Origin of the sequence: Cystobacter fuscus (assembly GCF_002305875.1) — a bacterium.
Taxonomy (GTDB): Bacteria; Myxococcota; Myxococcia; order Myxococcales; family Myxococcaceae; genus Cystobacter; species Cystobacter fuscus_A.
This window is the reverse complement of sequence record NZ_CP022098.1, coordinates 11040810-11060692: the sequence shown is the minus strand read 5'-3', so window position 1 is coordinate 11060692 and position 19883 is coordinate 11040810. Positions and strand designations below refer to the sequence as shown.

The window sequence follows — 19883 nt, the reverse complement described above, 5'->3', positions numbered from 1 at the left end:
TGGGGAGGGCGCGGCTGCTTCACGCGCCGTTGAGGGCCAGGTGGCGCACCGCCTGGCGGTTGAAGGGCTTGCGCAGCTCCCGGAGCAGGTGGGAGTCGCCGAACTCCTGGATGACCTGGGCCCAGGAGTAGTCGGAGTAGGCCGAGCAGAGCACCACCCGCAGCGAGGGGGCCACCTGCCGCAGGCGCCGGAGGGTCTCGGCGCCATTCCAGCCGGGCGGCATCCGGTAGTCGAGGAAGGCCATCTCGTAGGGGCGGCCGGTCGCCAGGGCTTCCTTCACCTTGGCGAGGCCCTCCTGTCCCTGGAAGGCGGAATCCACCTCGAACATCGGCTTGTCGGGGTCGGTGTCGCGCGGGTGCGCCGCCGTCGCGCCGAAGAGGGCTTCTTCCAACTGGTCGAGCTCGTCCCGGCTCCGGGGTGGCTCTTCCTGCAGGATCCGGCGGAAATCCAGGTGAATGGCCTCGGAGTCGTCGATGACGAGAATCCGCCGCTTGCTCTCGTGCGTGCTCATGTCCCCTCCTGAACTGGATGATAAGGGATTTCCAGCGTGAAGGTGGCGCCTTTGCCGGGGCCGTCGCTGTGGACCGTCAGGGTTCCCCCCAGTTCCTGGGCCGCCAGGGCGCTGGAGTGCAACCCGAAGCCATGTCCCTCCGCACGGGTAGTGAAGCCGAACTGGAAGATGCGGGTGAGCATCTCCGGGGCGATTCCAATCCCATTGTCATGCAACTCGATGCGGACGCGGTCGTGGGTGGCACGTTCCAGCCTGATGCGGAGGATCCGTTCGTTCGTGGGCACGTGGTCCAGGGCGTACTTGGCGTTGCTGACCAGGTTGACCAGGATCATCAGCAGCTTGTGCTTGTCGGTGAGCACCTGCGGCAGCGACTCGAGCCGCCGCTCGAGCTTCACCTGATGCCGGGACAATCCCGCCGAGTTGATGCGCAGCGAGTCCTCCACCAGTTGGTCCAAGAGGACGGGCTCCTGCATCCTGGGCAGCCGGGCGTAGTCCTGTTGGACCTTGACGATCTCCCCGATGTGCTCGGAGTAGCGGCCCACGTCATCGAGCAGGGAGACCACCTCCCGGCGCTCGTCCACCAGGTTCTGGCCGAGCTTGTTCAAGAAGGGCAGCAGGTGGCGTCCGCGCTCGTCCTGGAGGAAGGCGGCGAGGTCGGACTGGCGCTCCTGGAGCATGGTGGCGACCCGGGTCACCTGCTCCAGGCGCATCTCCGTCACCCGCTCCTTGGCGACCTGGGACGAGGTGTAGACGCTGTTGAGCACGTTGCCCACGTTGTGCAAGACGTTGGTGGCGATCTCCGCCATGCCCGTGCGCCGTGCCGTCTGGACGAGCTGCTGGTGGACCTCCTTCAGCTCCTGGGTGCGCTCGTCCACCCGCTGCTCCAGCCCTTCATTGGCCACGCGCAGCTCCTCCTCGCGGTGCTGGATGCGATCGGCCATGACGCGGAAGGCCCGGGCGAGCTGTCCCAGCTCGTCCTGGCGCTGGATGTCCAGCTCGACCTTGAATTCGCCCGCCGCGATGCGCGCCGTGGCCTGGGTGATGCCAAGCAGGGGGCGGGTGATCTGCTCGCCAAGGACCCAGTACGCGATGGCCAGCTCGAGCATCAGCGACAGCACACCGAGCAGCAGCACGATGCGCGCCGCGCGCAGGGCGGCCTGGGTCACCACGTGCTCGGGCTGGATCGTGGCGAAGAACCACCCGGTGCCCCGCATGCGTGCCACGGCGACATACTCGCCATACTCCGGCAGCGCGAACGCGCCCTGCCTGACCCCCGCGCTCTTCACGTGCTCGAGGATGCCGCGCAGGTGGGCCTCTTGCGCCTCGGCGTTGCTCTGCCCGGGGGCGCGTTTCAGATCCAGCTCGGGATGGGCGATGATCTGGCCATCCTCGCGGAAGATGACGTTGTACGCGGAGGGCAGGTGGTCGCCGAGGGTGCGGGCCATCAGCTCCTCGAGCAGGATGTCGTGGCTGACGGACGCGACATACCGGCCATCCATGTCCAGGGGCGTGGTGGCCACGGTCACCCATCTGCCGCTGACCTGCTCTTTGTAGACGCTGGTCCAGCGCGTCTCCCGCCGCGGGTTGTTCTCGGGCAGGGTGGAGAGGAAGTACTCGGTGTCAGCCACCGAGGCCTCCGCCGGGGCCTCCTGGCTGTAGGTGGGGCGCTCGGGCCAGTAGATGAGGCCCGGTTGTTCGGGCAGGGTGATGAAGGTGTCCTTGAAGCGCACGAGGAAGGCGGGCCCGTACTGGCTGAGCACCTCGTACCCGGCCACGAGCCGGCGGCGCATCCAGCCGTCCACGGGAACGTACCGGGGAACGAACAGCCCCACCTGGCGCGTGCCGTCGAAGCTCTCGGGACGGTTGCGGATGCTGCCGTCGGGGTGGCGAACGAACAGGCGCTCGAAGCGGGCGTCCGCCTCCTCCTGGGCGAGGGAGCGGATGCGCTCCGCCAGGGCCCGATTGAAGGCGGCATGGTTGTCCTCGGCGAGCTGGAAGATGGCTTCCTCACGGGTGGCGCGCTCCGCCACGTGCCGCTCCAATGTCTCCAGCGCCTCGGTGCGCAGGGTGTGGAACATGTGCAGATAGCTGAAGAGCGTGGAGAGGACGATGACCACCGCGATGCGTACGCCCATCTTGATGAGCGCCGATCGGGCCAGGGGATCGCGGGGTGAAGTCATGTGCGGCATGAAAGGAGTCGCTCTGCGATGCCAGTGGCGGGACTGTGAGCCCAACGCGATGGCGCCCCACTGGGGGATCGTCCAGCGGAACGCCTCGTGGCGTGGTTGACATTAGCACCGGCGAATTTTCCATGCGGATGGAATCACCGCGTCCCACTGCCGTTCGGCGTTCTCGTGGAGGGGTCAGGAGTGCTCCTCGTGGCCCGTGCGCTGAAGCTCTCGTTGAATCTCGGTCCGGTCGTGATTCCCTTTGCTCCGCTGTCCTGGGAGCAGCTGTGTTCATGAGGAGACAAACCGGTACAAAGCCTGGGCACCCGACATTCCAGCTCGCCTGGGAGGGGGCCGGAACAATGAGCAGACGTCTCTCCGCTCGCCTTCCATGTGAGGGGTTGCCGCGCGCGACTACGCGTGCGACGGCTGCTACGAGCCCCAGTTCGTGGGCCAGAACTGGTTCACCCTGGGGGGGCCTGTGCGCTCTCGAGTCACTCGAGGCCGTGCTCAACCAGGGCAAGAGCTGGACGAGCGCCGGCCCCATGTTCTTCCGTGGCCAGCGCGTGTCCTTCACCTCGGTGCCCGTGCGCATCCAGGCCCAGGCCGAGCGCTTCCAGCAACTGCGCGCGGTGACGTTGGCGCTGCTTCCGCTACGGCCGCGAGAAGAACCCGGAGCTGGCCGCCTTCGGCAACCGGATCCTCCAGCGCGTGGCGGAAGCGGGCGTGGGCGTCTTCACGGAGCCGGTGGAACCCACCGCCGGGCGGATGGACGCCGGCTCGGACAGCCCCTGGCCTCGGACGTCGGGGCGCCAACATACTGACCATCACCTGCGCTAATCCGGAGACCTTCGCCGGGGCCGCCGAGGATCCGGAAAAGTACAACCTGCTGCGCGTGCGCATGGGCGGCTGGTCCGAGTTCCTCGTGGCCATGTATCCAGCTCATCAATCGCAGCACCAACGGCGCCCGCTCAGTGACGCCGCCACGCCAATGTGATGTGGATGGGGCTTGCCCTTTATGTGCGAGTGCTTTAACTGGGAGTCGTTTGTGTTGAGTGGCGAGCCTCCCCCCTTTCATGTGCAGGAGTGACATGCCCTCGGTGAGCTTCAAGTCCGTGTTCATCGCCGTGTTGTTGGGCACGGCGATCATCGTCGCCGCGCTGTTGGTGAATTCCCATCGGCCCCCGGTGGAGACGGCACAGCCCAGCGCGGATCTGGTGCGCGCCACGGGTAAGTGCGCCGAGTGCCACGCGCGGGAGACCTCCGCCGTGGTGCACCAGTTCGAGCGCAGTCGCCACGCGGAGCGGGGCGTCAATTGCCTGGACTGCCACAGGCCGGTAGAGGGCCAGGATCCCATGGAGCACCGTGGCTTCACGTTGGCGCGGTCCCTCACCGCGAAGAACTGCGCCCAGTGCCATGCCACCGAGTACGAGCAGTTCGAGCGCAGCCGGCACGCGGGGCCCTCCTGGGCGGCGGTGCGGGGAACGCAGGGCTTCTCGCCGGAGCAGATCGCGCTGGGCGAGCGCTTCCATCCCGGGTGGATCAAGCGCCCGGCCCACCCCGTGGGGGAGATGGAGGGAGAGGCGGCGACGGTCGGTGGCTGCGACGCGTGCCATGACATCGGCAAGCCCAACGCGGACGGCTCCTTCGGCACCTGTACCGAGTGCCACTCCCGGCACTCCTCCTCCGTGGCGCTCGCGCGCGAGCCGCGCACCTGTGGCCAGTGCCACATGGGACCGGACCACTCGCAGATCGAGATCTTCGAGGAGTCCAAGCACGGCGTGATCTTCACCGCGCAGCGAGAGCGCTTCAACCTGAACGCCCATCCCAAGCAGTTGACGACGGTGGACATGCCCGCGCCCACCTGCACCACCTGTCACATGAGTGGACTGGAGGGCCTGAAGGTGACGCACAACCCGGGCGAGCGTCTGTCCTGGTTCCTCTTCGCGCCCGTCTCCACGCGCCGCCCCGAGGGCAACTCGGGCGAGCTGCAGATGAAGGAGGTGTGTCTGAAGTGCCATGCGCACACCCAGGTGGAGAACTTCTACGGCATCGCGGAGAAGGTGCTGCTGAGCACCAATGAGAAGGTGAAGGAAGCGCAGGCCGTGGTGGCCGCGTTGCGCAAGGATGGGCTGCTCGACGACAAGCCCTTCAACCACCCCATCAAGTTCGTCGAGTTCGACCTCTGGCATTACTTCGGCCGCACGGCCAAGCACGGTGCCTACATGGGCGGCGCGGACTTCGTGCAGTGGCACGGCAACTACGAGCTGGCGCGGCTGCGCAACGAGCTGGACACCATGGCCGAGGAGCTGCGCACCAAGAGCGGCAAGGGGGGCTCCGGGCCGGTGAAGCCGGGGGATGCCAGACCATGACGCTCCGGGAGCGGCTCGGCGCCGTGACGCCCTTTTTCGCGGCGCGTGCGTTTGCCCTGGGCAACCTGGCCTTCCTCGGCGTGGACATCCTGCTCGCGCACGCGGCCAATGACTTCGCCCTGCCCGTGGAGTGGTTGCCCGTCGTCTTCTCGGTGGTGGCGCCGCTGCTGCTGCTGCCCGGACTGGTCTCCGAGCGGCTGTGGGCGCGCACCCGGGTGGTGGACGTGGCCGTGGCGCTGGGCTCCATCGGCGTGGGGGTGGCGGGGATGATCCTGCACCTGCACAGCGCCTTCTTCGAGCGCCAGTCGCTGCACGATCTCGTCTACACCGCGCCCTTCGTGGCCCCGCTCTCCTACGTGGGGCTGGGGCTGCTCGTGCTGCTCAACCGCATGGAGGCGCCGACGGGCCCCGCGTGGGCGAGCTGGGTGGTGATGCTCGCGCTGGGCGGCAGCGTGGGCAACCTGGGGCTGTCGCTGCTGGACCATGCGCAGAATGGCTTCTTCTCCGCGACGGAGTGGGTGCCCGTGGTGACGGCCGCCTTCGGCACCAGCTTCCTGCTGGTGGCGATGCTGCGTCCGGCGCGCGGCTTCCTGTGGCTCACCCTGGGGATGATGGGGGTGCAGTCGGCGGTGGGCGTGCTCGGCTTCGTGCTGCACGTGCTCGCCAACCTGCGGCACACGAACGTGCCGCTGCGTGAGCAGGTGATCTACGGGGCGCCCATCTTCGCGCCCCTGCTCTTCGCGGACATCTCCGTGCTCGCGGCCATTGGCATGTGGGGCCTGATGCGCGGTGTCTCCCACGCCCAGGGCTCGCTCGGAGTAGGCTCGCTCGCCCACGCCTCCAAGGAGGTCTGAGAGATGTCCAGGCTGCTGAGCTGCATGGTGGTGGGAGTGTGTTTGCTGGGCGCGGCGCCGGTGGGCGCCGACGCGCCGAAGAAGGACGAGGCCCCCGTCCAGGTGAAGAGCTTCACGGAGCTCCAGAAGGCGCGGCCCGGCCGGGTCTTCGAGCTGCATGTGGCTCCCGCGGGAGTACTCGCGGACTCGCCCGGCCTCATCTACGCCGAGCCGTGCGATCCCAAGGATCCGGCGATTCGCGCGCGCACGGGCGTCGTCGGGACGGTCGAGGTCGAGGACGTGCCCCAGGCGACGGCCACGGCGATGAATGCCCGGAATGGCGAGGAGTTCGCCAAGCGGACGGCCATCACCTGCTATCGCGTCATCGCCCGGCTCAAATCCAACCGGAAGGGGTGGACGAAGCTCGCGTTCGTCTCGGCGGAGCCCTCTGGTTCCCGGCCGTATGACGAGCGCCTGAATCCCGCCCGGGGGGACTGAGGCCCGGCCCGTGGAAGGCCGACGCGGAAGTGGGAAGGGGACGACGGATGCTGCACTGCGCGCTGTCGTCGAATAGGCGGGCAGGGCAAGATGCACCCCACCATGACTTTCGAGGAGCTGGAGCAGCGGTTGAAACTGGGTGAAGACACCGTCACCGAGTTCAAGAGCACCGTGGTGAACAACTACCAGGTGGACTCGAAGGACATCGCCAAGGCCATCACCGCGATGGCGAACACCAAGGGTGGTCACCTGTTCCTCGGCGTGGAGGATGACGGGACGGTGAGCGGTGCCGGAACTCCTCAACAGGTGGACAAGCTGATGCTCCAGGTGAGCAACATCTGTCAAGGCATCCAGCCTCCGCTGACCTGCTCCTTCCAGAAGCTGGAGTTCCAAGGTCAAACACTCCTGGTCGTGGAGGTTCCCCGTTTCAGCGCCGAGCGTCCGTACCACGCGGCGGGCAAGTACTACGTCCGCGATGCGAACCAATCCCGGGAAGCCCGGCGTGACGAACTGCGCCGCCTGCTCGAGTCGGCTGACTACCACTTCGACGAGGAGCCCGTGGCCGGCTCCCGTTTCGAGGATCTGGACCCCGAGGCGATCCGCGTCTTCCTCGCCATCCTCTACGATGAGCCCGATGAGGCGAGTGGGCGGCAGTTGCTCTCGGCCCTGCAGTGCCTGGATGCCACGGGAACGCCGACCGTCACCGGCATGCTGCTCTTCGGACGGGAGCCCCAGCGCAGTTTCCTGGACGCACGCATCTCGGCGGTGCTGTTCAAGGGCACGGAGTTGACGTCCGACTTCGTCGATCGGAAGGAGATGACGGGCAGGCTGTTCGACCAGGTCGAGGACGCGGTGACCTTCCTCAAGAAGAACGTGCGCTCGCCCTCGCATGTGGAGGGACTGGAGAGGATCGAGGAGGGATTGCCCGAGAAGGTCCTGCGGGAGGCCGTGCTCAATGCCGTGGCCCATCGTGATTACCGGGCGGCATCGCAGGTGCGCATCTACGTCTTCGACGACCGGGTGGAGATCGTGAATCCGGGGGAGTTGCTCAACAAACTCACGCTCGATGGCATCCGGCTCGGTGGCATCAGCCAGCGCCGCAACCCCGTCCTGGCGGGGCTGCTTGCCCGGGCGCGCCGCCGCGAGAACCTGGGCATGGGTGTTCCGGAGATGATTCGCCAGATGAAGGCGCGCAAGCTGCCGCCCCCCGAGTTCAGTGTGGGCGACGGGCATTTCCGTGTCGTGCTCCGGCTGGGTGGGGAAGGCGGCCATGCCTGACACGCCCTGGTGGGAGGGCACGTCCGAGGGCACTCCTCTGCTGCTCGCCTTCGTCCAGGTGGTGCGGGAAGACGTGGCGGAGGACTCGCTTCAACAGCGGGATCGCTACATCGCGGGGGTCGAGTACGTCGCCGACAAGCTCGGTGCGGCCCAGCCCTTGCGCTGGCGCGAAAACGACGTGCTGTTGCTCGTCCACGCAGGCGAGCCGCACGTGGCCATCACGAATGCGCTCTCGGCCGCGGAGGCCATCCGGGAGCGCGCCATGGTGGACTTGTCGATGACGGTCCAGCTCGCGGTGCACGCCGCCTGGGTCGAGTGGACCCCGGACATGGAGAAACTGGCACCCCTTGAGGTTTCCCGGTGCGAGCAACTGGCTCGTGCCACACCCGCCCAGGGAATCGCCATCACGGAAGACGTGTACCTGGCCCTGACGGACACCGCGCGGCGGCGTTTCGCTCCCCTGGGTACATGGGGCCATGATGGCCTGGTCACGTATGTCTTTCCCGCGAGTCTGGCCACGAAAGCGGCTCCCGGGGTCTTCCAACCCCTCGGGGATGCGAAACGCTGGCAGTCCTTCCGGCGCTACGTCGACAGCCCGGAAGTCCGTCGGCTGCGCTACGTTGGCTTTCCGCTCCAGAAGAAGCAGCCCCCCAGTCTGGATATTCGCGAGGTCTTCATCCCACCCGAGGCCCGGCGACTCGTTGAACGAGGCACGGATTGGACCCAGGCGGCCCGAGCGCCAGACGTCGAGAGGCAAGAGGTCGCCACTCCGCTCGAATCGCTGGCGAGGCTCGTGCGGAGACACCGGGCGCTGGTGGTGCTTGGAGACCCCGGCTCGGGGAAGACCACGGTATTGCGCTGGCTGGCGGTGCTCGCCGCGGGGGGACCGCTCTCCTGGGCCGAGCAGATGGGCACTGCGGAGCGGCTGCTTCCCGTGTTGGTCAGCGTCGGCCGGTTGGCCCAGCTCCGCTCCCGGCTGGGAGAGGATTGCTCCGTCCTCGACGCGCTCGCGGTCTACCTTCAGGACCGTGGCGTGGGAGACGAGGCGGAGCTGCGGCTCTTTCTCGAAGGAGCGCTGGAGGCGGGCGAGTGCCTGCTCCTGCTCGATGGACTCGATGAGGTCCAGAGCGAGGAGCGAGGTGGTGTCCTGCGCTGGCTCGAGTCCTTCTGCGTCCGCTATCCCAGCAACCGCTTCGTTGTTTCCGCTCGCCGGGTGGGTTACTCCGGCTTCGCTCTCCCCGAGGGCGTGGAAGTGGAACTCGGCGGCTTCGAGGACGAGCAGATCCGCCGCTATGTCCGAGCCTTCGCGCGTGCCTGCCGCCAGTGGGAGAACGAGGGAGTGCCGGACGAGTCGGGAGCCGACCAGGATGCGGAGCGGCTCCTGGAAGCACTCTTCACCAGTTCCCGCTTGAGGGAACTCGCTCGCAATCCCTTCCTCTTATCCTCCCTGGCCTTGATTCACCGGGCCGAGGGGCGCCTGCCCCTTCACCGGGTACAGGCATATGAGATCTTCGCGCGGACCCTGTGCGAGACATGGGGGCAGGCCCGCCGGGTCGTCGCGAGTGGAACGTCCACCCGGGACATCCGTTACGAGGAAGAGGCCATCCCCATCCTCGGGGAACTCGCGCTGCGGCTGCATCTAGACTGGCCCACGGGAGTGGCTCCCGAGGACTTCGTCATTCGCGTCCTCTCTCAGTCCAGTCAGGAACGGACAGGAGTGGAGCCCTCTGAAGCGGAACGCTCCGCGAGGGAGTTCCTGGAGCGCGCGGGCCGGGAAGTGCAGATCCTGCTGGAGCGCGGAGCGGGCCAGTGGGGTTTTCTCCACCTGACCTTCCAGGAGTTCTTCACCGCCGTGGGGCTGCTTTCGGCGGAGAACTTCGAGTCCGTCGCCTTCGAGCACCTTTTCGAACCCCGTTGGGAAGAGGTCATTCGGTTGGGCGTGGGCTACATGGCGCTCATCCAGAAACGGGCTCAGGCCACGCAGCGGTTCGTCCGTCGGGTCTTGCTCCATGAGGTGAGCGGCTCCCAGCAACCCGAGAGGAAGCAGGTCTACCTCGCGGCGCTACTGGCCAGCGAAGCTGGCGATATCCTTCCGCCCTCCTTGCAATCGGAGATCGCCAGGGCCGTGGTGGCGTGGAACCAATCCGTGCCAGAGACTATCGCCCTGCCTTTGCTGCGTGAATTGGCCTTGACCGAGTTCTCGGAACGGATCCTGGATGAATTGCTGAGCAACGTCTCCGCGTATGAGGACCCCGCACAGGGGAAGGCCATTCTCGCGCTAGGCGTGCTCCGTGGCGAGCGCTCGCGCAATGCACTTCAACTGGCCGCGAAGGCGCGGAGCCGTGTTGTCAGGGCCCAGGTGGTGAGGAGCATCATCACGGGAGGCGACCCGATGGATTGGGCAACGCTTTCCCTGCTGGTCGATGACGAGGATTCCATAGTTCGGAGTTCCGCATTGGCGGGGTTTATTTCATCTCACGATCAATACAGACGTGACGAGGCGCTCGACCTGTTACTGAGCAGCTCTCGGGCAGAGGTTCTGAGAGCCGTCATACAGATCATCAGGTTCTTGCATGCAAGAAGCCCTCAATCAATGACCCTCGACGCGGCCCAATCCAGGGTTATTCGGCATGCCATCCGTACAGGCCTTTCTCATGAAGACGAGGAAGTGCGGGAGGAGTCGCTTTTTCTCCTCGCCATGGCACGCGAGCACTTCCCGGAAGAGGCCCACGCTCACGCGGAAGAACTCGAAGAGTTCATCGCGATCCTTGCCCTCCCTTTCCCACTGCAAAAGGGTCCGCGAGTAGATGAGGAGAAGGCGTTGCACGGCCGGGCCCTTCAAAGGGACCCCTCGGTCATGGCTGAACTCTTCCGATCCTTCTCAAACCGGATCGAAGGCTTTCTGTGGCATGATCTGAGATGCGACACGGAAACGGCTCACGATGCCGTCATCGATGTGTTCTTTTCCTATTTGGCGGAGCCCGAGCGGTACGAGCCCGAGAAGGCTCGTCTGATCACCTATCTCACGAGGGCGGCGAAGCACCGGGTGCAGGATCAGCTCAAGTTGAGGGCCTCGCGAAGTTGGCGGGAGGATGATTTCGCGAGCGTTGTCGAACTCGGGCAGCCTTCCCCGAAGGACATCTTGGAGAACTTCGTGGAGGCATCCCATGCGGTGGACCGGCTGGCGAAGCGGCTGGACGAGAGTGACCTGGCCACCCTGCGTTTGATCGTGAGCGGGGAGGGCTCCACCGATAAGCTGGCGCAGGCGCTAGGATTGGACATCTCCTCCCCGGAGGAGATGCGGCGGGAAGTGAAGCGGCATCGGGATCGGCTCATGAAAATACTGGAGCGTCTTGGCAAGGAAGACCGCGATGAGCCCGCCTGATGGATCTGCCTTCGGTGCGTTTGCCCCCACGTACGAGAAGGCTTTCGCGACGGATGGGGAGGTGCTTTTCCCCATCCGCCCAGTCCGGCTCAGAACTGGTGCGCCTCGGTGGAGTCGTTCAGGGCGAGCGTGCTGGCACAGCCGCCGGAGATGACCTCGGCGACCTTGTCGAAGTAGCCGGTGCCCACCTCGCGCTGGTGGCGCGTGGCGGTGTAGCCGTCCTTCTCCGAGGCGAACTCCTTCTGCTGCAGCTCGGAGTAGGCCGCCATGCCCCGGTCCTTGTACTGGCGCGCCAGCTCGTACATGCCGTGGTTGAGCGCGTGGAAGCCCGCCAGGGTGACGAACTGGAACTTGTAGCCCATGGCTCCCAGCTCGCGCTGGAACTTCGCGATGGTCGCGTCGTCCAGGTGCTTCTTCCAGTTGAACGACGGCGAGCAGTTGTACGCGAGCAGCTTGCCGGGGTACTTCGCGTGGATGCCCTCGGCGAACTTCTTCGCCTGCTTGAGGTCCGGCGTACTCGTCTCGCACCAGATGAGGTCCGCGTACTGCGCGTAGGCCAGGCCCCGGGCGATGGCGCAGTCCACTCCCCCGCGCAGTTGGTAGAAGCCCTCGGCGGTGCGGCCCGCCTTGCGGTCGATGAAGGCATGGTCGTACTCGTCCGCGTCGCTCATGAGCAGCTTGGCGCTGTCGGCGTCCGTGCGCGCCACCAGTAGCGTGGACACGCCCATCACATCCGCCGCCAGCCGCGCCGCCGTGAGCGTGCGGATGAACTGGCTCGTCGGCACCAGCACCTTGCCGCCCATGTGGCCGCACTTCTTCTCGCTGGCGAGCTGATCCTCGAAGTGCACGCCCGCGGCGCCCGCCTCGATCATCGCCTTCATCAACTCATAGGCGTTGAGCGGCCCGCCGAAGCCCGCCTCCGCGTCCGCGATGATGGGGGCGAACCAGTAGGTGTCCTTCTTGCCCTCGGAGTGGTCGATCTGATCCGCGCGGCGCAGCGCGGCGTTGATGCGGCGCACCACGTTGGGCACGCTGTCCACCGGGTAGAGGCTCTGGTCCGGGTACATCTGCCCCGCGGTGTTGGCATCAGCGGCCACCTGCCAGCCCGACAGGTAGATGGCCTGGAGCCCCGCGCGCACCATCTGCACCGCCTGGTTGCCCGTCAGCGCGCCGAGCGCGGCCACGAAGTCCTGGGTGTGCAACAGCTCCCACAGCCGGCGGGCACCTATCTCGGCCAGGGTGTGGGTGACGCGAATGGAGCCGCGCAGCTTCTCCACGTCCGCTTCCGAGTAGGTGCGTGTGATGCCCTCGAAACGCTGGGCATGGAGCTTGGCGTGGGGCGAGGCGTCATTCTTCATCGTCAGGGCGTCGTACATGTCGGGCTCCTGTCTTCCTCTGCGAGCGGTGGGACGGCGAAAACCACGGGTGAGGAGCCCTCTGTCCTTCAGTCAGGGCTCTTGTCGTGGTGCGTTGTAAAAAGCGCAGCGCGTCAGAATGTGCGCCTCCCCCGAGTGAAATGGAAGCCCACCCCAAACCAATTGACGGATATGTAGGGCTGTCAACAAGCCGGTCATTAAAACTGTAAATCCGCTGACCGGAAAACGGACCCCGGGGCACGCGCTTCCTCGCCGGGGCAGGGCGTGGTGCTCCACATCCAGGGCCACGACATGACGTCAGAGGTCAGGTGCATGATGGGCGCATGCACCCGGAATACGCGAGGCAGGGGAGGGGAGCGCTTGCGGTCCCCGAGGAGCCATTGCATCTTGAACTCATGAAGGACGAGCCCTCATGGCGGGAGGCGTTGTACGCGAAGCTGGAGAAGCTTCCACCCAACGTCCTGGGTGAGATCGTCGGCGGCGAGCTGTACGTGAGTCCCCGCCCGGCCTTTCCGCACGCTCGGGCGGCATCCTTGCTGGGCAGCGAGCTGACGGGCCCCTTTGATCGAGGGAGGGGTGGACCGGGTGGCTGGGTCCTCCTGGATGAGCCGGAGTTGCACTTGGGCCAGGACGTCCTGGTGCCCGATCTGGCCGGCTGGCGCCGGGAGCGGATGCCCGAGGTGCCGCAGGTGGCGGCCTCCACCCTCGCGCCGGATTGGGTCTGTGAGGTGCTCTCTCCGTCCACGGCCGCGCTGGACCGGGCCCGGAAGATGACGGTGTATGCCCGCGAGGGCGTCGGGCACTTGTGGCTCGTGGACCCGGTACTCCAGACCCTGGAGGTGTACCGGCGGGAGCACGGAGGCTGGTTCGTCCTGGGCACGCACGTGGGCGAGGTGCGGGTGCGCGCGGAGCCCTTCGCGGCCTTGGAACTGGAGCTGGGCGCGCTCTGGGCGCGCTGAGCCTCAGGGCAGCTTGGGGCGGATGGGGCGGGGCGCGTCCGGGTTGATGTCGAGCAGGCGTACTTCATCGCCCTCGCGCACCGTGCCTCCGCGCAGCACCCGGGCGAGCTGGCCACGCTGACCCCAGGACTCCTTGAGCAGGCCCGGGCGGATGCGCTCCAGCTTCGAGCACGGCACGCACGGCTCGGTCAGCTCCACCACCACCTCGGCGCCGAGCGCCAGCCGCTGGCCCGCGGGCAGCGACTCCAGGGGGACGCCGGAGATGACCACGTTCTCCTTCAGCTCGCCCACCGACAGCCGCAGGGTTTGCGAGGAGGCCACGTCCAGCAGCAGGAGCTGGCGCTTGCCGTTCGGCTTCTTCTTGCCGTGACGGTCTCCCACGAAGCCCCGGCCCTCCACCGCCTGGGCCTCGGGGACACGCTTCATGGGGGTCCCCCGCTGCTGGGCGAGCAGCAGGGCGTGGATGGTGCCGGAAGGAGTGTCCACTTCCCGCAATCCTGTGCCGCCGCGCGCGCCGCCGCAACACGCACGCGCGTCCACGGTGTTATCGCACCGGCATTCGTTGAGGAGGCAGCCATCCATGAGTCAAGACAAGGTTCGCATCGAGAAGGACACCTTCGGCCCCATCGAGGTGCCGGCCGACCGCTTGTGGGGTGCCCAGACGCAGCGCAGCCGGCAGAACTTCGCCATCTCCACCGAGCGCATGCCCCTGGCCCTCATTCGCGCCCTGGTGCTGGTGAAGAAGGCCGCCGCGATCGTCAACCAGGAGAATGGCTCGCTGCCTCGCGACAGGGGCGAGGCCATCGTGAAGGCCGCCAACGAGGTGCTCGACGGTCAGCATGACGAGGAGTTTCCCCTCATCGTCTGGCAGACGGGCAGCGGCACCCAGACGAACATGAACGTCAACGAGGTGCTGGCCAACCGCGCCTCCGAGCTGATGGGTGGGGAGCGCGGCGAGGCGCGCCGGGTGCACCCCAACGACGACGTCAACAAGGGGCAGAGTTCCAACGACGTCTTCCCCACCGCCATGAGCGTGGCCGCGGCCGAGGCCGTGGTGCGCAACGTGCTCCCCGAGCTCATCGCCCTGCGCGACGTGCTCGCCGAGCGCTCCGAGCGCTTCCGGGACATCGTGAAGATTGGCCGCACCCACCTGCAGGACGCCACGCCGCTCACGCTCGGCCAGGAGTTCAGCGGCTACGTGGCCCAGCTCGAGCAGGCGCGCAAGCACCTGGAGGCCACGCTGCCGCACCTGTCGGAGCTGGCGCTCGGCGGCACCGCCGTGGGCACCGGCCTCAACGCGCCCAAGGGCTTCGCCGAGCGCGTGGCCGAGGAACTCGCCCGCCTCACCGGCCACCCCTTCGTCACCGCGCCCAACAAGTTCGAGGCGCTCGCGGCCAATGACGCGCTGGTGCACGCGCACGGTGCGCTCAAGGGCCTGGCCGCCGCGCTCTTCAAGATCGCCAACGACGTGCGTTGGCTCGCGTCGGGGCCGCGCTCGGGCATCGGGGAGATCACCATCCCGGAGAACGAGCCGGGCAGCTCCATCATGCCCGGCAAGGTCAACCCCACCCAGTCCGAGGCCCTCACCATGCTGTGCGCCCAGGTCATGGGCAACGACGTGGCCATCTCCCTGGGCGGCGCGTCCGGCAACTTCGAGCTCAACGTCTTCAAGCCGCTCATCATCCACAACTTCCTGCAGAGCTGCCGCCTGCTCGCCGATGGCATGCGCAGCTTCCGGTTGCACTGCGCGGTGGGCATCGAGCCGAACCTGGGCCGGCTCCAGGAGAACCTGGAGCGCTCGTTGATGCTCGTCACCGCGCTCAACCCGCACATCGGCTACGACAACGCGGCGAAGATCGCCAAGAAGGCCCACAAGGAGGGCAAGACGCTCAAGGAGGTCGCGGTGGAGCTGGGCCTGCTCACCGCCGAGCAGTTCGATCAGTGGGTGCGCCCGGAGAAGATGACCGGCAACCTGTAGCCGGCACCACGCGCCGTGTGCGGCCTCTCGTCCTCTCGCCTGGGTTGCAGGGAGGGCTCCGACTCCGGGTCCTCCACCGCCGTCACGCCCACGCCTGGCGCCCTCTTTCAGGAGAGCGCCATGCACGAAGCAGGGCGGGCAATGCCCAGAGAGGGAAGACATGAGCAAGAGCGGCAACCGAGAGCCCGTGGAGCGGGTGTCCCTCACGGAGAGGCTGGAGGCCACTCCGAGGTGGTTCGTGGGTCCCAAGGGTCCTGGCGTGTCGGACACGAATGATGGTTCCTCCTTCCGTCCCTTCGCCAGCATCCGCGAGGCGCTCCGCCGCGCGAGCCCCGGTGATGTCATCCTGCTCCGGGCGGGCATCTACGAGGAGCACATCGTCCTGGACAGAGAGCTGGCCAGGGCGGGCACCCCGGAGGCACCCATCCTCCTGCGGGGCGAGGGCCTGCCGAAGCTGCGTGCCACCAGGTCGGAGCGCCCTCTGGTCCAGGTGCGGCTCCCCCACTGGCGCATCGAGGGCCTGGAGCTGGACATGGGCGGGAGCAGTGCCTGCGCCGTCAGCTTCGGTCATCCCTCCCAGGGGTCGTGTCTGTCACGCTGCGAGGTGCACGGTGGAACGGGCGTCGGCATCTCCACCCGCGAGGGGGCGGTGGGTGTCCTCATCGAGCACAACCACATCCATGACTTCCACCAGGACGAGGCGGGTCAGGGTTGCCACGGCGTGGTGATCCACGCCACCTCGCGGGACATCACCCTGCGCGGCAACCACATCCACGACATCTCGGGAGACGCGGTGCAGCTCCTCCAGCCGGACGACGGGTGGACGGAGCCCGCCCAGGGCGTGCTCATCGAGAACAACACCCTCGAGTCGACCCAGGGGTGCGCGGTGAGCATCAAGACGAGCCATGACATCGTCGTGCGCGGCAACCGCATGCGGAACTTCCGCTGCTGCGAAGGTGGTTGGCGCGGCGGGGATGCCCTCCTCGTTCACTACTCGGCCTGGAACGTGCTCATCGAGCACAACCTCATCTCCGAGGCGGGTTGTGGCATCTGCGTGGGCGGCTTGAAGGACGAGGGAATGCCGGACCCCCGCCGGGTCGTGGTGCGCGACAACACCATCCGCGACATCCTCCTCGAGCGTGCCAGGAACAATGACGCCGTCGGCATCCGCGTGAACAACGCCAGCGAGGTGCAGCTCCTCCGCAATACCATCGAGCGGACGGGTGGATTCGCGGTGCGGCTCGGCGACAGCGGCGATGGCCTCAGCCGGGGCGTCGAGGTGCTGGGCAACACGATGATCGCCGCCCAGCTCGTCCGGGTGGGACTGGATCGGCCGGGACTCCAGATGAATCTCAACCGGTACTCCAGTGGGGGCCTGTTCGACGCGAGCGACCTCGGGCAGACGCGCGGACTCGCCGAGTGGCAGCGGTTCACGCGTCTGGATGCGGACTCCACCCTGGAGGCCTGACGCCGCCGGTCCTTCCCCGCGACGTGAACGGCCCCCTCCTCGACAGGAGGGAGCCTCAGTGCTCGGTGCGACCCTCCTGGCTCTGCTTGTACGCCGAGCGGCGCATGTGGTGCAGGAAGCCGGTGGAGGTGATGCCGAGCCCGTCGCGGAAGGGGCTGAAGCGCAGGCGCTCCGGGTCCAGGGTGACTTCCTCGCGCAGGAAGATCTCCGCCAGGGGCCGCCAGGTGTGGGGCGCGCCCGAGTTCAGCGAGCAGGCCTCGAAGGTGAGCACGGCGGTGCCGGTGCTCATGGCCTCCTGGAGCCGCTCCACCCGCGAGCCCTGGCGTGGCGCGGCGTCACGCGGCGAGGTGAGTCGCAGCTTCACCCGGCCCACGCCCTCGACCCGGAAGGGCGCGATGCCGTAGTAGTCGTTCTCCAGGAAGTCGTGCACCCGGGTGGAGAGCACCGCGGGGGCGAGCGTCCACATGTGGCGCATGGTGCTGAAGAGCAGGTCCTGGTCGCCGGGCATCGCGTCCTCGGTGATGTGGTTCTGGCGCAGGAAGCGCACCGCCGCCCCGAGGATATCCGGCCACTCCTTGCCGTTGCGCCACATGGAGGTGGACAGCCGCACCAGGGCCGGACCCGCCAGGCGCTGACCCACGCTCAGCAGGGTGGGGCCGGCCAGCAGGGGGAAGACCTCGGCGCGCAGGCAGATGCCCTCGGCATGCAGGGAGCGGGCGTGACGTCGCTCGGCGATGGCTCGGAACGGAGGCCCCCACAAGGTGCCGACGGCTTTTCCCATCATTTCCCCCAACAGACCCATGCGGTGCCTCCCCTCGGATGCCGAAACCGGAAAATGGGGTGGGGAGGGCGGTTTCGGCCAGTCTCCACCCCCGTCCGACCCTGCCCGCTCGGCGGGCGGCCCGGGAGGCGACGGGGCCGAGCGTGGGCTGGCGCACGGTCCACGAAGAACGCTGGGGCGTCCGGCTCCGGAGCGGATTAGTGTTGGAGCGCCATGAACATTCCCCTCGTCATCGAGACCACCCATCGGGGTGAGCGCGCCTACGATCTCTACAGCCGGCTCCTCAAGGACCGCATCGTCATGCTGGGCACGCCGGTGAACGATGATGTGGCCAACATCATCGTCGCCCAGTTGCTCTTCCTCGAGTCCGAGGACCCCGACAAGGGCATCAGCCTCTACATCAACTCGCCGGGAGGCTCGGTGACGGCGGGCCTGGCCATCTACGACACGATGCAGTACGTCAAGTGCCCCGTGTCGACCATCTGCATCGGGCAGGCGGCGTCCATGGGCGCGCTGCTGCTGCTCGCCGGGTCGCCGGGCAAGCGCTACGCGCTGCCCAACTCGCGCATCATGATCCACCAGCCGCTCGGTGGCGCCCAGGGCCAGGCGTCGGACATCGACATCCAGGCCAAGGAAATCCTCCGCCTGCGCTCGTACATCAACGGCCTCTTCGTGAAGCACACCGGCCACAACATCGAGCGCATCGAGAAGGACACCGAGCGCGACTACTTCATGAGCGCCGAGGAGGCCCGGCAGTACGGCCTCATCGACGAGGTGGTGACCAAGCAGATCCTCTCGCCCGCTCCCTCCAAGGGCTAGCGCGGGAGCAGGGGGTCCGACGCGAGCGGATCCATGTCCACCTTTGAACGGTCATGGCCCTTCTCCGCTCCGTCGTCGCCCTCGTGTCGTGCTCCACCCTGCTGGGCCTGGGCTGTGCCGTGCACACGCCCGAGCGCCGCATGGTTCCCGACACGCCCTACAGCGTCCAGCAGGAGGTGGGGTACGACGATGCCGTCCGGCTCAGCCGCGACTACGCCGTCACCCAGGGCTATGAGGTGTCGGAGGTGGCCGAGGCCACGCAGGTGCGCCCCAACTACTGGCGGATCCGCTTCGGCCTCGCTCCCCGGGGCTCGGGCCGACTGTTGGATCTGTCGTTCGACGCGGAGCAGCGCCGGGTGGTGGGCGCCACCGAGCTGGGCAACACGGCCACGGGTGGCAGCGGCCCGGGCGACACGGGCGGTGGCCCCGGCCGGTGAGCCTCACCGCAGCGACGCCAGGAAGCCCTTCACGTCCTGCTCGAAGCGGTCCGCCTCTTCCAGGTAGGGGAAGTGCCCGCTCTTCTCGTACTCGAGGAAGGTGGCGCGGGGCAGGGACGCTGTCAGGGCCTTGAGGCTGGGCAGGCCGATGGAGGAGTCGTAGCGGCCGCCGATGACGAGCACCGGCGCGGTGACGCGCTCGGGCTGGGTGAAGCGGTACTGGGTGAGCTCGGTGGCGAACAGGGTGCGTGACAGCTCGCCGGTGTTGCGCAGGCCGCTCTCCATGTCCACCGCCTCCTGCTGTTGCAGGTACACGGCGTCGTGGAACTGCAGCCGGTTGAAGAAGGCCTGGGCATCCAGGCCGCGCAGGGCCTTCATCACCTGGGCATAGTCGGACGAGCTGCCCGCCGGGTCCGTCACCGCGATGCGCCCGGGGTGCTGCCGCTCCAGCTCCTGCTTCCACGTGGCGAAGGAGAAGGCCGCGTCCGACATGCCGCTCACGTACACCACGCCCACCACGCGCTCGGGGTGGCGCGCCGCGTACTCCAGGGCGAGCGTGGCGCCGATGGAGTGGCCCATGAGCACCCAGCGCTCCACGTCCAGCTCCTGCCGCAGCACCTCCAGGTCGCGCAGCAGCACCTCCAGGGAGTAGGTGTTGTCCCAGGGGCGCTCGGAGCGGCCGCAGCCGCGCTGGTCCAGGTACACCATGCGCTGGCCCTTCTCCAGGCGCGCGCCCATCAGCCGCGCGAAGCTGTAGCTGTTGTAGCCAGGGCCCCCGTGCAGGAAGAGCACCGGCGCCTGCTGACGGGGTGCCTCGCCCGCGACGCGGTAGTACAGCCGCACGCCATTGATGACCTGCTGGTGCTCACCCGTGTCGAGCGGCTGGGACGAGCCGGAGGAGGCATGGTGGGTACATGCGACCACCATCGCACACAGGAGGGCCCACCCAAGGACTTCGAGACGCGAGAAACGCATGGACGGTATCTGGCACCTCTCCCCCGGCCGTGCCTGGGGCCAAGG

At 67.4% G+C, this 19883-nt stretch carries 17 protein-coding genes; 11 read left to right on the top strand and 6 right to left on the bottom strand.

Translation table 11 applies throughout. The annotated features are described in order from the left end of the window. Positions 1 to 19: 19 nt before the first annotated feature. Both CYFUS_RS44815 and CYFUS_RS44810 read right to left on the bottom strand, forming a co-directional pair. Positions 20 to 511, bottom strand: coding sequence for a response regulator (locus CYFUS_RS44815; RefSeq protein ID WP_095990805.1), 492 nt, complete (start codon positions 509 to 511; stop codon positions 20 to 22). Next, positions 508 to 2646, bottom strand: coding sequence for a sensor histidine kinase (locus tag CYFUS_RS44810; protein ID WP_095992597.1), 2139 nt, complete (start codon positions 2644 to 2646; stop codon positions 508 to 510). Before CYFUS_RS44810 ends, CYFUS_RS44815 begins: the two co-directional genes overlap by 4 nt. A gap of 539 nt (positions 2647 to 3185) precedes the next feature. Between CYFUS_RS44810 and CYFUS_RS52065 the strand changes: the two genes are divergently transcribed. From CYFUS_RS52065 to CYFUS_RS44785, 6 genes are all read left to right on the top strand, one after another. Then, a complete protein-coding gene (locus CYFUS_RS52065; protein WP_198316355.1) occupies positions 3186 to 3503 on the top strand; it encodes a hypothetical protein in 318 nt (105 codons plus the stop codon). A gap of 267 nt (positions 3504 to 3770) precedes the next feature. Then, a complete protein-coding gene (locus CYFUS_RS44805; protein ID WP_157759010.1) occupies positions 3771 to 5051 on the top strand; it encodes a multiheme c-type cytochrome in 1281 nt (426 codons plus the stop codon). Next, positions 5048 to 5905, top strand: a complete 858-nt coding sequence (locus CYFUS_RS44800; protein ID WP_095990803.1) for a hypothetical protein — start codon at positions 5048 to 5050, stop codon at positions 5903 to 5905. Before CYFUS_RS44805 ends, CYFUS_RS44800 begins: the two co-directional genes overlap by 4 nt. 3 nt (positions 5906 to 5908) lie before the next feature. After that, positions 5909 to 6382, top strand: coding sequence for a hypothetical protein (locus CYFUS_RS44795; protein ID WP_095990802.1), 474 nt, complete (start codon positions 5909 to 5911; stop codon positions 6380 to 6382). Positions 6383 to 6484: 102 nt separating this feature from the next. After that, positions 6485 to 7660, top strand: a complete 1176-nt coding sequence (locus CYFUS_RS44790) for an RNA-binding domain-containing protein (RefSeq protein WP_198316354.1) — start codon at positions 6485 to 6487, stop codon at positions 7658 to 7660. Then, positions 7653 to 11045 (top strand): NACHT domain-containing protein, encoded by a 3393-nt coding sequence (locus CYFUS_RS44785; protein ID WP_157759009.1) that lies wholly within the window; start codon positions 7653 to 7655, stop codon positions 11043 to 11045. Before CYFUS_RS44790 ends, CYFUS_RS44785 begins: the two co-directional genes overlap by 8 nt. A gap of 89 nt (positions 11046 to 11134) precedes the next feature. Here CYFUS_RS44785 and aceA read toward each other — a convergent pair whose 3' ends face one another. Further along, on the bottom strand, positions 11135 to 12421 hold the full coding sequence (gene aceA / locus CYFUS_RS44780; RefSeq protein WP_095990799.1) for an isocitrate lyase: 1287 nt from the start codon (positions 12419 to 12421) through the stop codon (positions 11135 to 11137). 395 nt (positions 12422 to 12816) lie between these two features. Between aceA and CYFUS_RS44770 the strand changes: the two genes are divergently transcribed. Then, on the top strand, positions 12817 to 13380 hold the full coding sequence (locus CYFUS_RS44770; RefSeq protein WP_095990797.1) for a Uma2 family endonuclease: 564 nt from the start codon (positions 12817 to 12819) through the stop codon (positions 13378 to 13380). Between the two features lie 3 nt (positions 13381 to 13383). On the opposite strand, the gene CYFUS_RS44765 is transcribed toward CYFUS_RS44770, so the two are convergent. Continuing rightward, positions 13384 to 13866 (bottom strand): MOSC domain-containing protein, encoded by a 483-nt coding sequence (locus tag CYFUS_RS44765; protein ID WP_095990796.1) that lies wholly within the window; start codon positions 13864 to 13866, stop codon positions 13384 to 13386. A gap of 94 nt (positions 13867 to 13960) precedes the next feature. Here CYFUS_RS44765 and fumC point away from each other — a divergent pair, with 94 nt between their 5' ends. Both fumC and CYFUS_RS44755 read left to right on the top strand, forming a co-directional pair. After that, entirely contained in the window at positions 13961 to 15358 is a 1398-nt protein-coding gene (fumC, locus tag CYFUS_RS44760) for a class II fumarate hydratase (RefSeq protein ID WP_095990795.1), read from the top strand. Positions 15359 to 15518: 160 nt separating this feature from the next. Continuing rightward, positions 15519 to 16826 (top strand): right-handed parallel beta-helix repeat-containing protein, encoded by a 1308-nt coding sequence (locus tag CYFUS_RS44755; protein ID WP_095990794.1) that lies wholly within the window; start codon positions 15519 to 15521, stop codon positions 16824 to 16826. A 55-nt stretch (positions 16827 to 16881) separates the two neighbouring features. Here CYFUS_RS44755 and CYFUS_RS44750 read toward each other — a convergent pair whose 3' ends face one another. Continuing rightward, the gene (locus tag CYFUS_RS44750) at positions 16882 to 17628 is read right to left on the bottom strand and encodes a hypothetical protein (RefSeq protein WP_095990793.1); all 747 of its coding nucleotides are present in this window, start codon (positions 17626 to 17628) and stop codon (positions 16882 to 16884) included. 192 nt (positions 17629 to 17820) lie between these two features. Here CYFUS_RS44750 and clpP point away from each other — a divergent pair, with 192 nt between their 5' ends. Continuing rightward, positions 17821 to 18426: an ATP-dependent Clp endopeptidase proteolytic subunit ClpP gene (clpP, locus tag CYFUS_RS44745; protein ID WP_071896754.1), complete on the top strand. Its 606-nt coding sequence runs from the start codon at positions 17821 to 17823 to the stop codon at positions 18424 to 18426. A 53-nt stretch (positions 18427 to 18479) separates the two neighbouring features. Then, positions 18480 to 18863 carry a hypothetical protein gene (locus CYFUS_RS44740; protein ID WP_095990792.1) on the top strand — a complete coding sequence of 128 codons (384 nt, stop codon included), beginning with the start codon at positions 18480 to 18482 and terminating at the stop codon, positions 18861 to 18863. 3 nt (positions 18864 to 18866) lie between these two features. On the opposite strand, the gene CYFUS_RS44735 is transcribed toward CYFUS_RS44740, so the two are convergent. Beyond that, positions 18867 to 19838 carry an alpha/beta fold hydrolase gene (locus CYFUS_RS44735; protein WP_095990791.1) on the bottom strand — a complete coding sequence of 324 codons (972 nt, stop codon included), beginning with the start codon at positions 19836 to 19838 and terminating at the stop codon, positions 18867 to 18869. Positions 19839 to 19883: the final 45 nt, after the last annotated feature.

What these genes read in the sequence shown, in the direction of transcription:
- CYFUS_RS44815 (WP_095990805.1), bottom strand. Translation starts at nt 511, where the DNA reads ATGAGCACGCACGAGAGCAAGCGGCGGATTCTCGTCATCGACGACTCC.
- CYFUS_RS44810 (WP_095992597.1), bottom strand. Translation starts at nt 2,646, where the DNA reads ATGGGCGTACGCATCGCGGTGGTCATCGTCCTCTCCACGCTCTTCAGC.
- CYFUS_RS44805 (WP_157759010.1), top strand. Translation starts at nt 3,771, where the DNA reads ATGCCCTCGGTGAGCTTCAAGTCCGTGTTCATCGCCGTGTTGTTGGGC.
- CYFUS_RS44800 (WP_095990803.1), top strand. Translation starts at nt 5,048, where the DNA reads ATGACGCTCCGGGAGCGGCTCGGCGCCGTGACGCCCTTTTTCGCGGCG.
- CYFUS_RS44795 (WP_095990802.1), top strand. Translation starts at nt 5,909, where the DNA reads ATGTCCAGGCTGCTGAGCTGCATGGTGGTGGGAGTGTGTTTGCTGGGC.
- CYFUS_RS44790 (WP_198316354.1), top strand. Translation starts at nt 6,485, where the DNA reads ATGACTTTCGAGGAGCTGGAGCAGCGGTTGAAACTGGGTGAAGACACC.
- CYFUS_RS44785 (WP_157759009.1), top strand. Translation starts at nt 7,653, where the DNA reads ATGCCTGACACGCCCTGGTGGGAGGGCACGTCCGAGGGCACTCCTCTG.
- aceA (WP_095990799.1), bottom strand. Translation starts at nt 12,421, where the DNA reads ATGTACGACGCCCTGACGATGAAGAATGACGCCTCGCCCCACGCCAAG.
- CYFUS_RS44770 (WP_095990797.1), top strand. Translation starts at nt 12,817, where the DNA reads ATGAAGGACGAGCCCTCATGGCGGGAGGCGTTGTACGCGAAGCTGGAG.
- fumC (WP_095990795.1), top strand. Translation starts at nt 13,961, where the DNA reads ATGAGTCAAGACAAGGTTCGCATCGAGAAGGACACCTTCGGCCCCATC.
- CYFUS_RS44755 (WP_095990794.1), top strand. Translation starts at nt 15,519, where the DNA reads ATGAGCAAGAGCGGCAACCGAGAGCCCGTGGAGCGGGTGTCCCTCACG.
- CYFUS_RS44750 (WP_095990793.1), bottom strand. Translation starts at nt 17,628, where the DNA reads ATGGGTCTGTTGGGGGAAATGATGGGAAAAGCCGTCGGCACCTTGTGG.
- clpP (WP_071896754.1), top strand. Translation starts at nt 17,821, where the DNA reads ATGAACATTCCCCTCGTCATCGAGACCACCCATCGGGGTGAGCGCGCC.
- CYFUS_RS44740 (WP_095990792.1), top strand. Translation starts at nt 18,480, where the DNA reads ATGGCCCTTCTCCGCTCCGTCGTCGCCCTCGTGTCGTGCTCCACCCTG.
- CYFUS_RS44735 (WP_095990791.1), bottom strand. Translation starts at nt 19,838, where the DNA reads ATGCGTTTCTCGCGTCTCGAAGTCCTTGGGTGGGCCCTCCTGTGTGCG.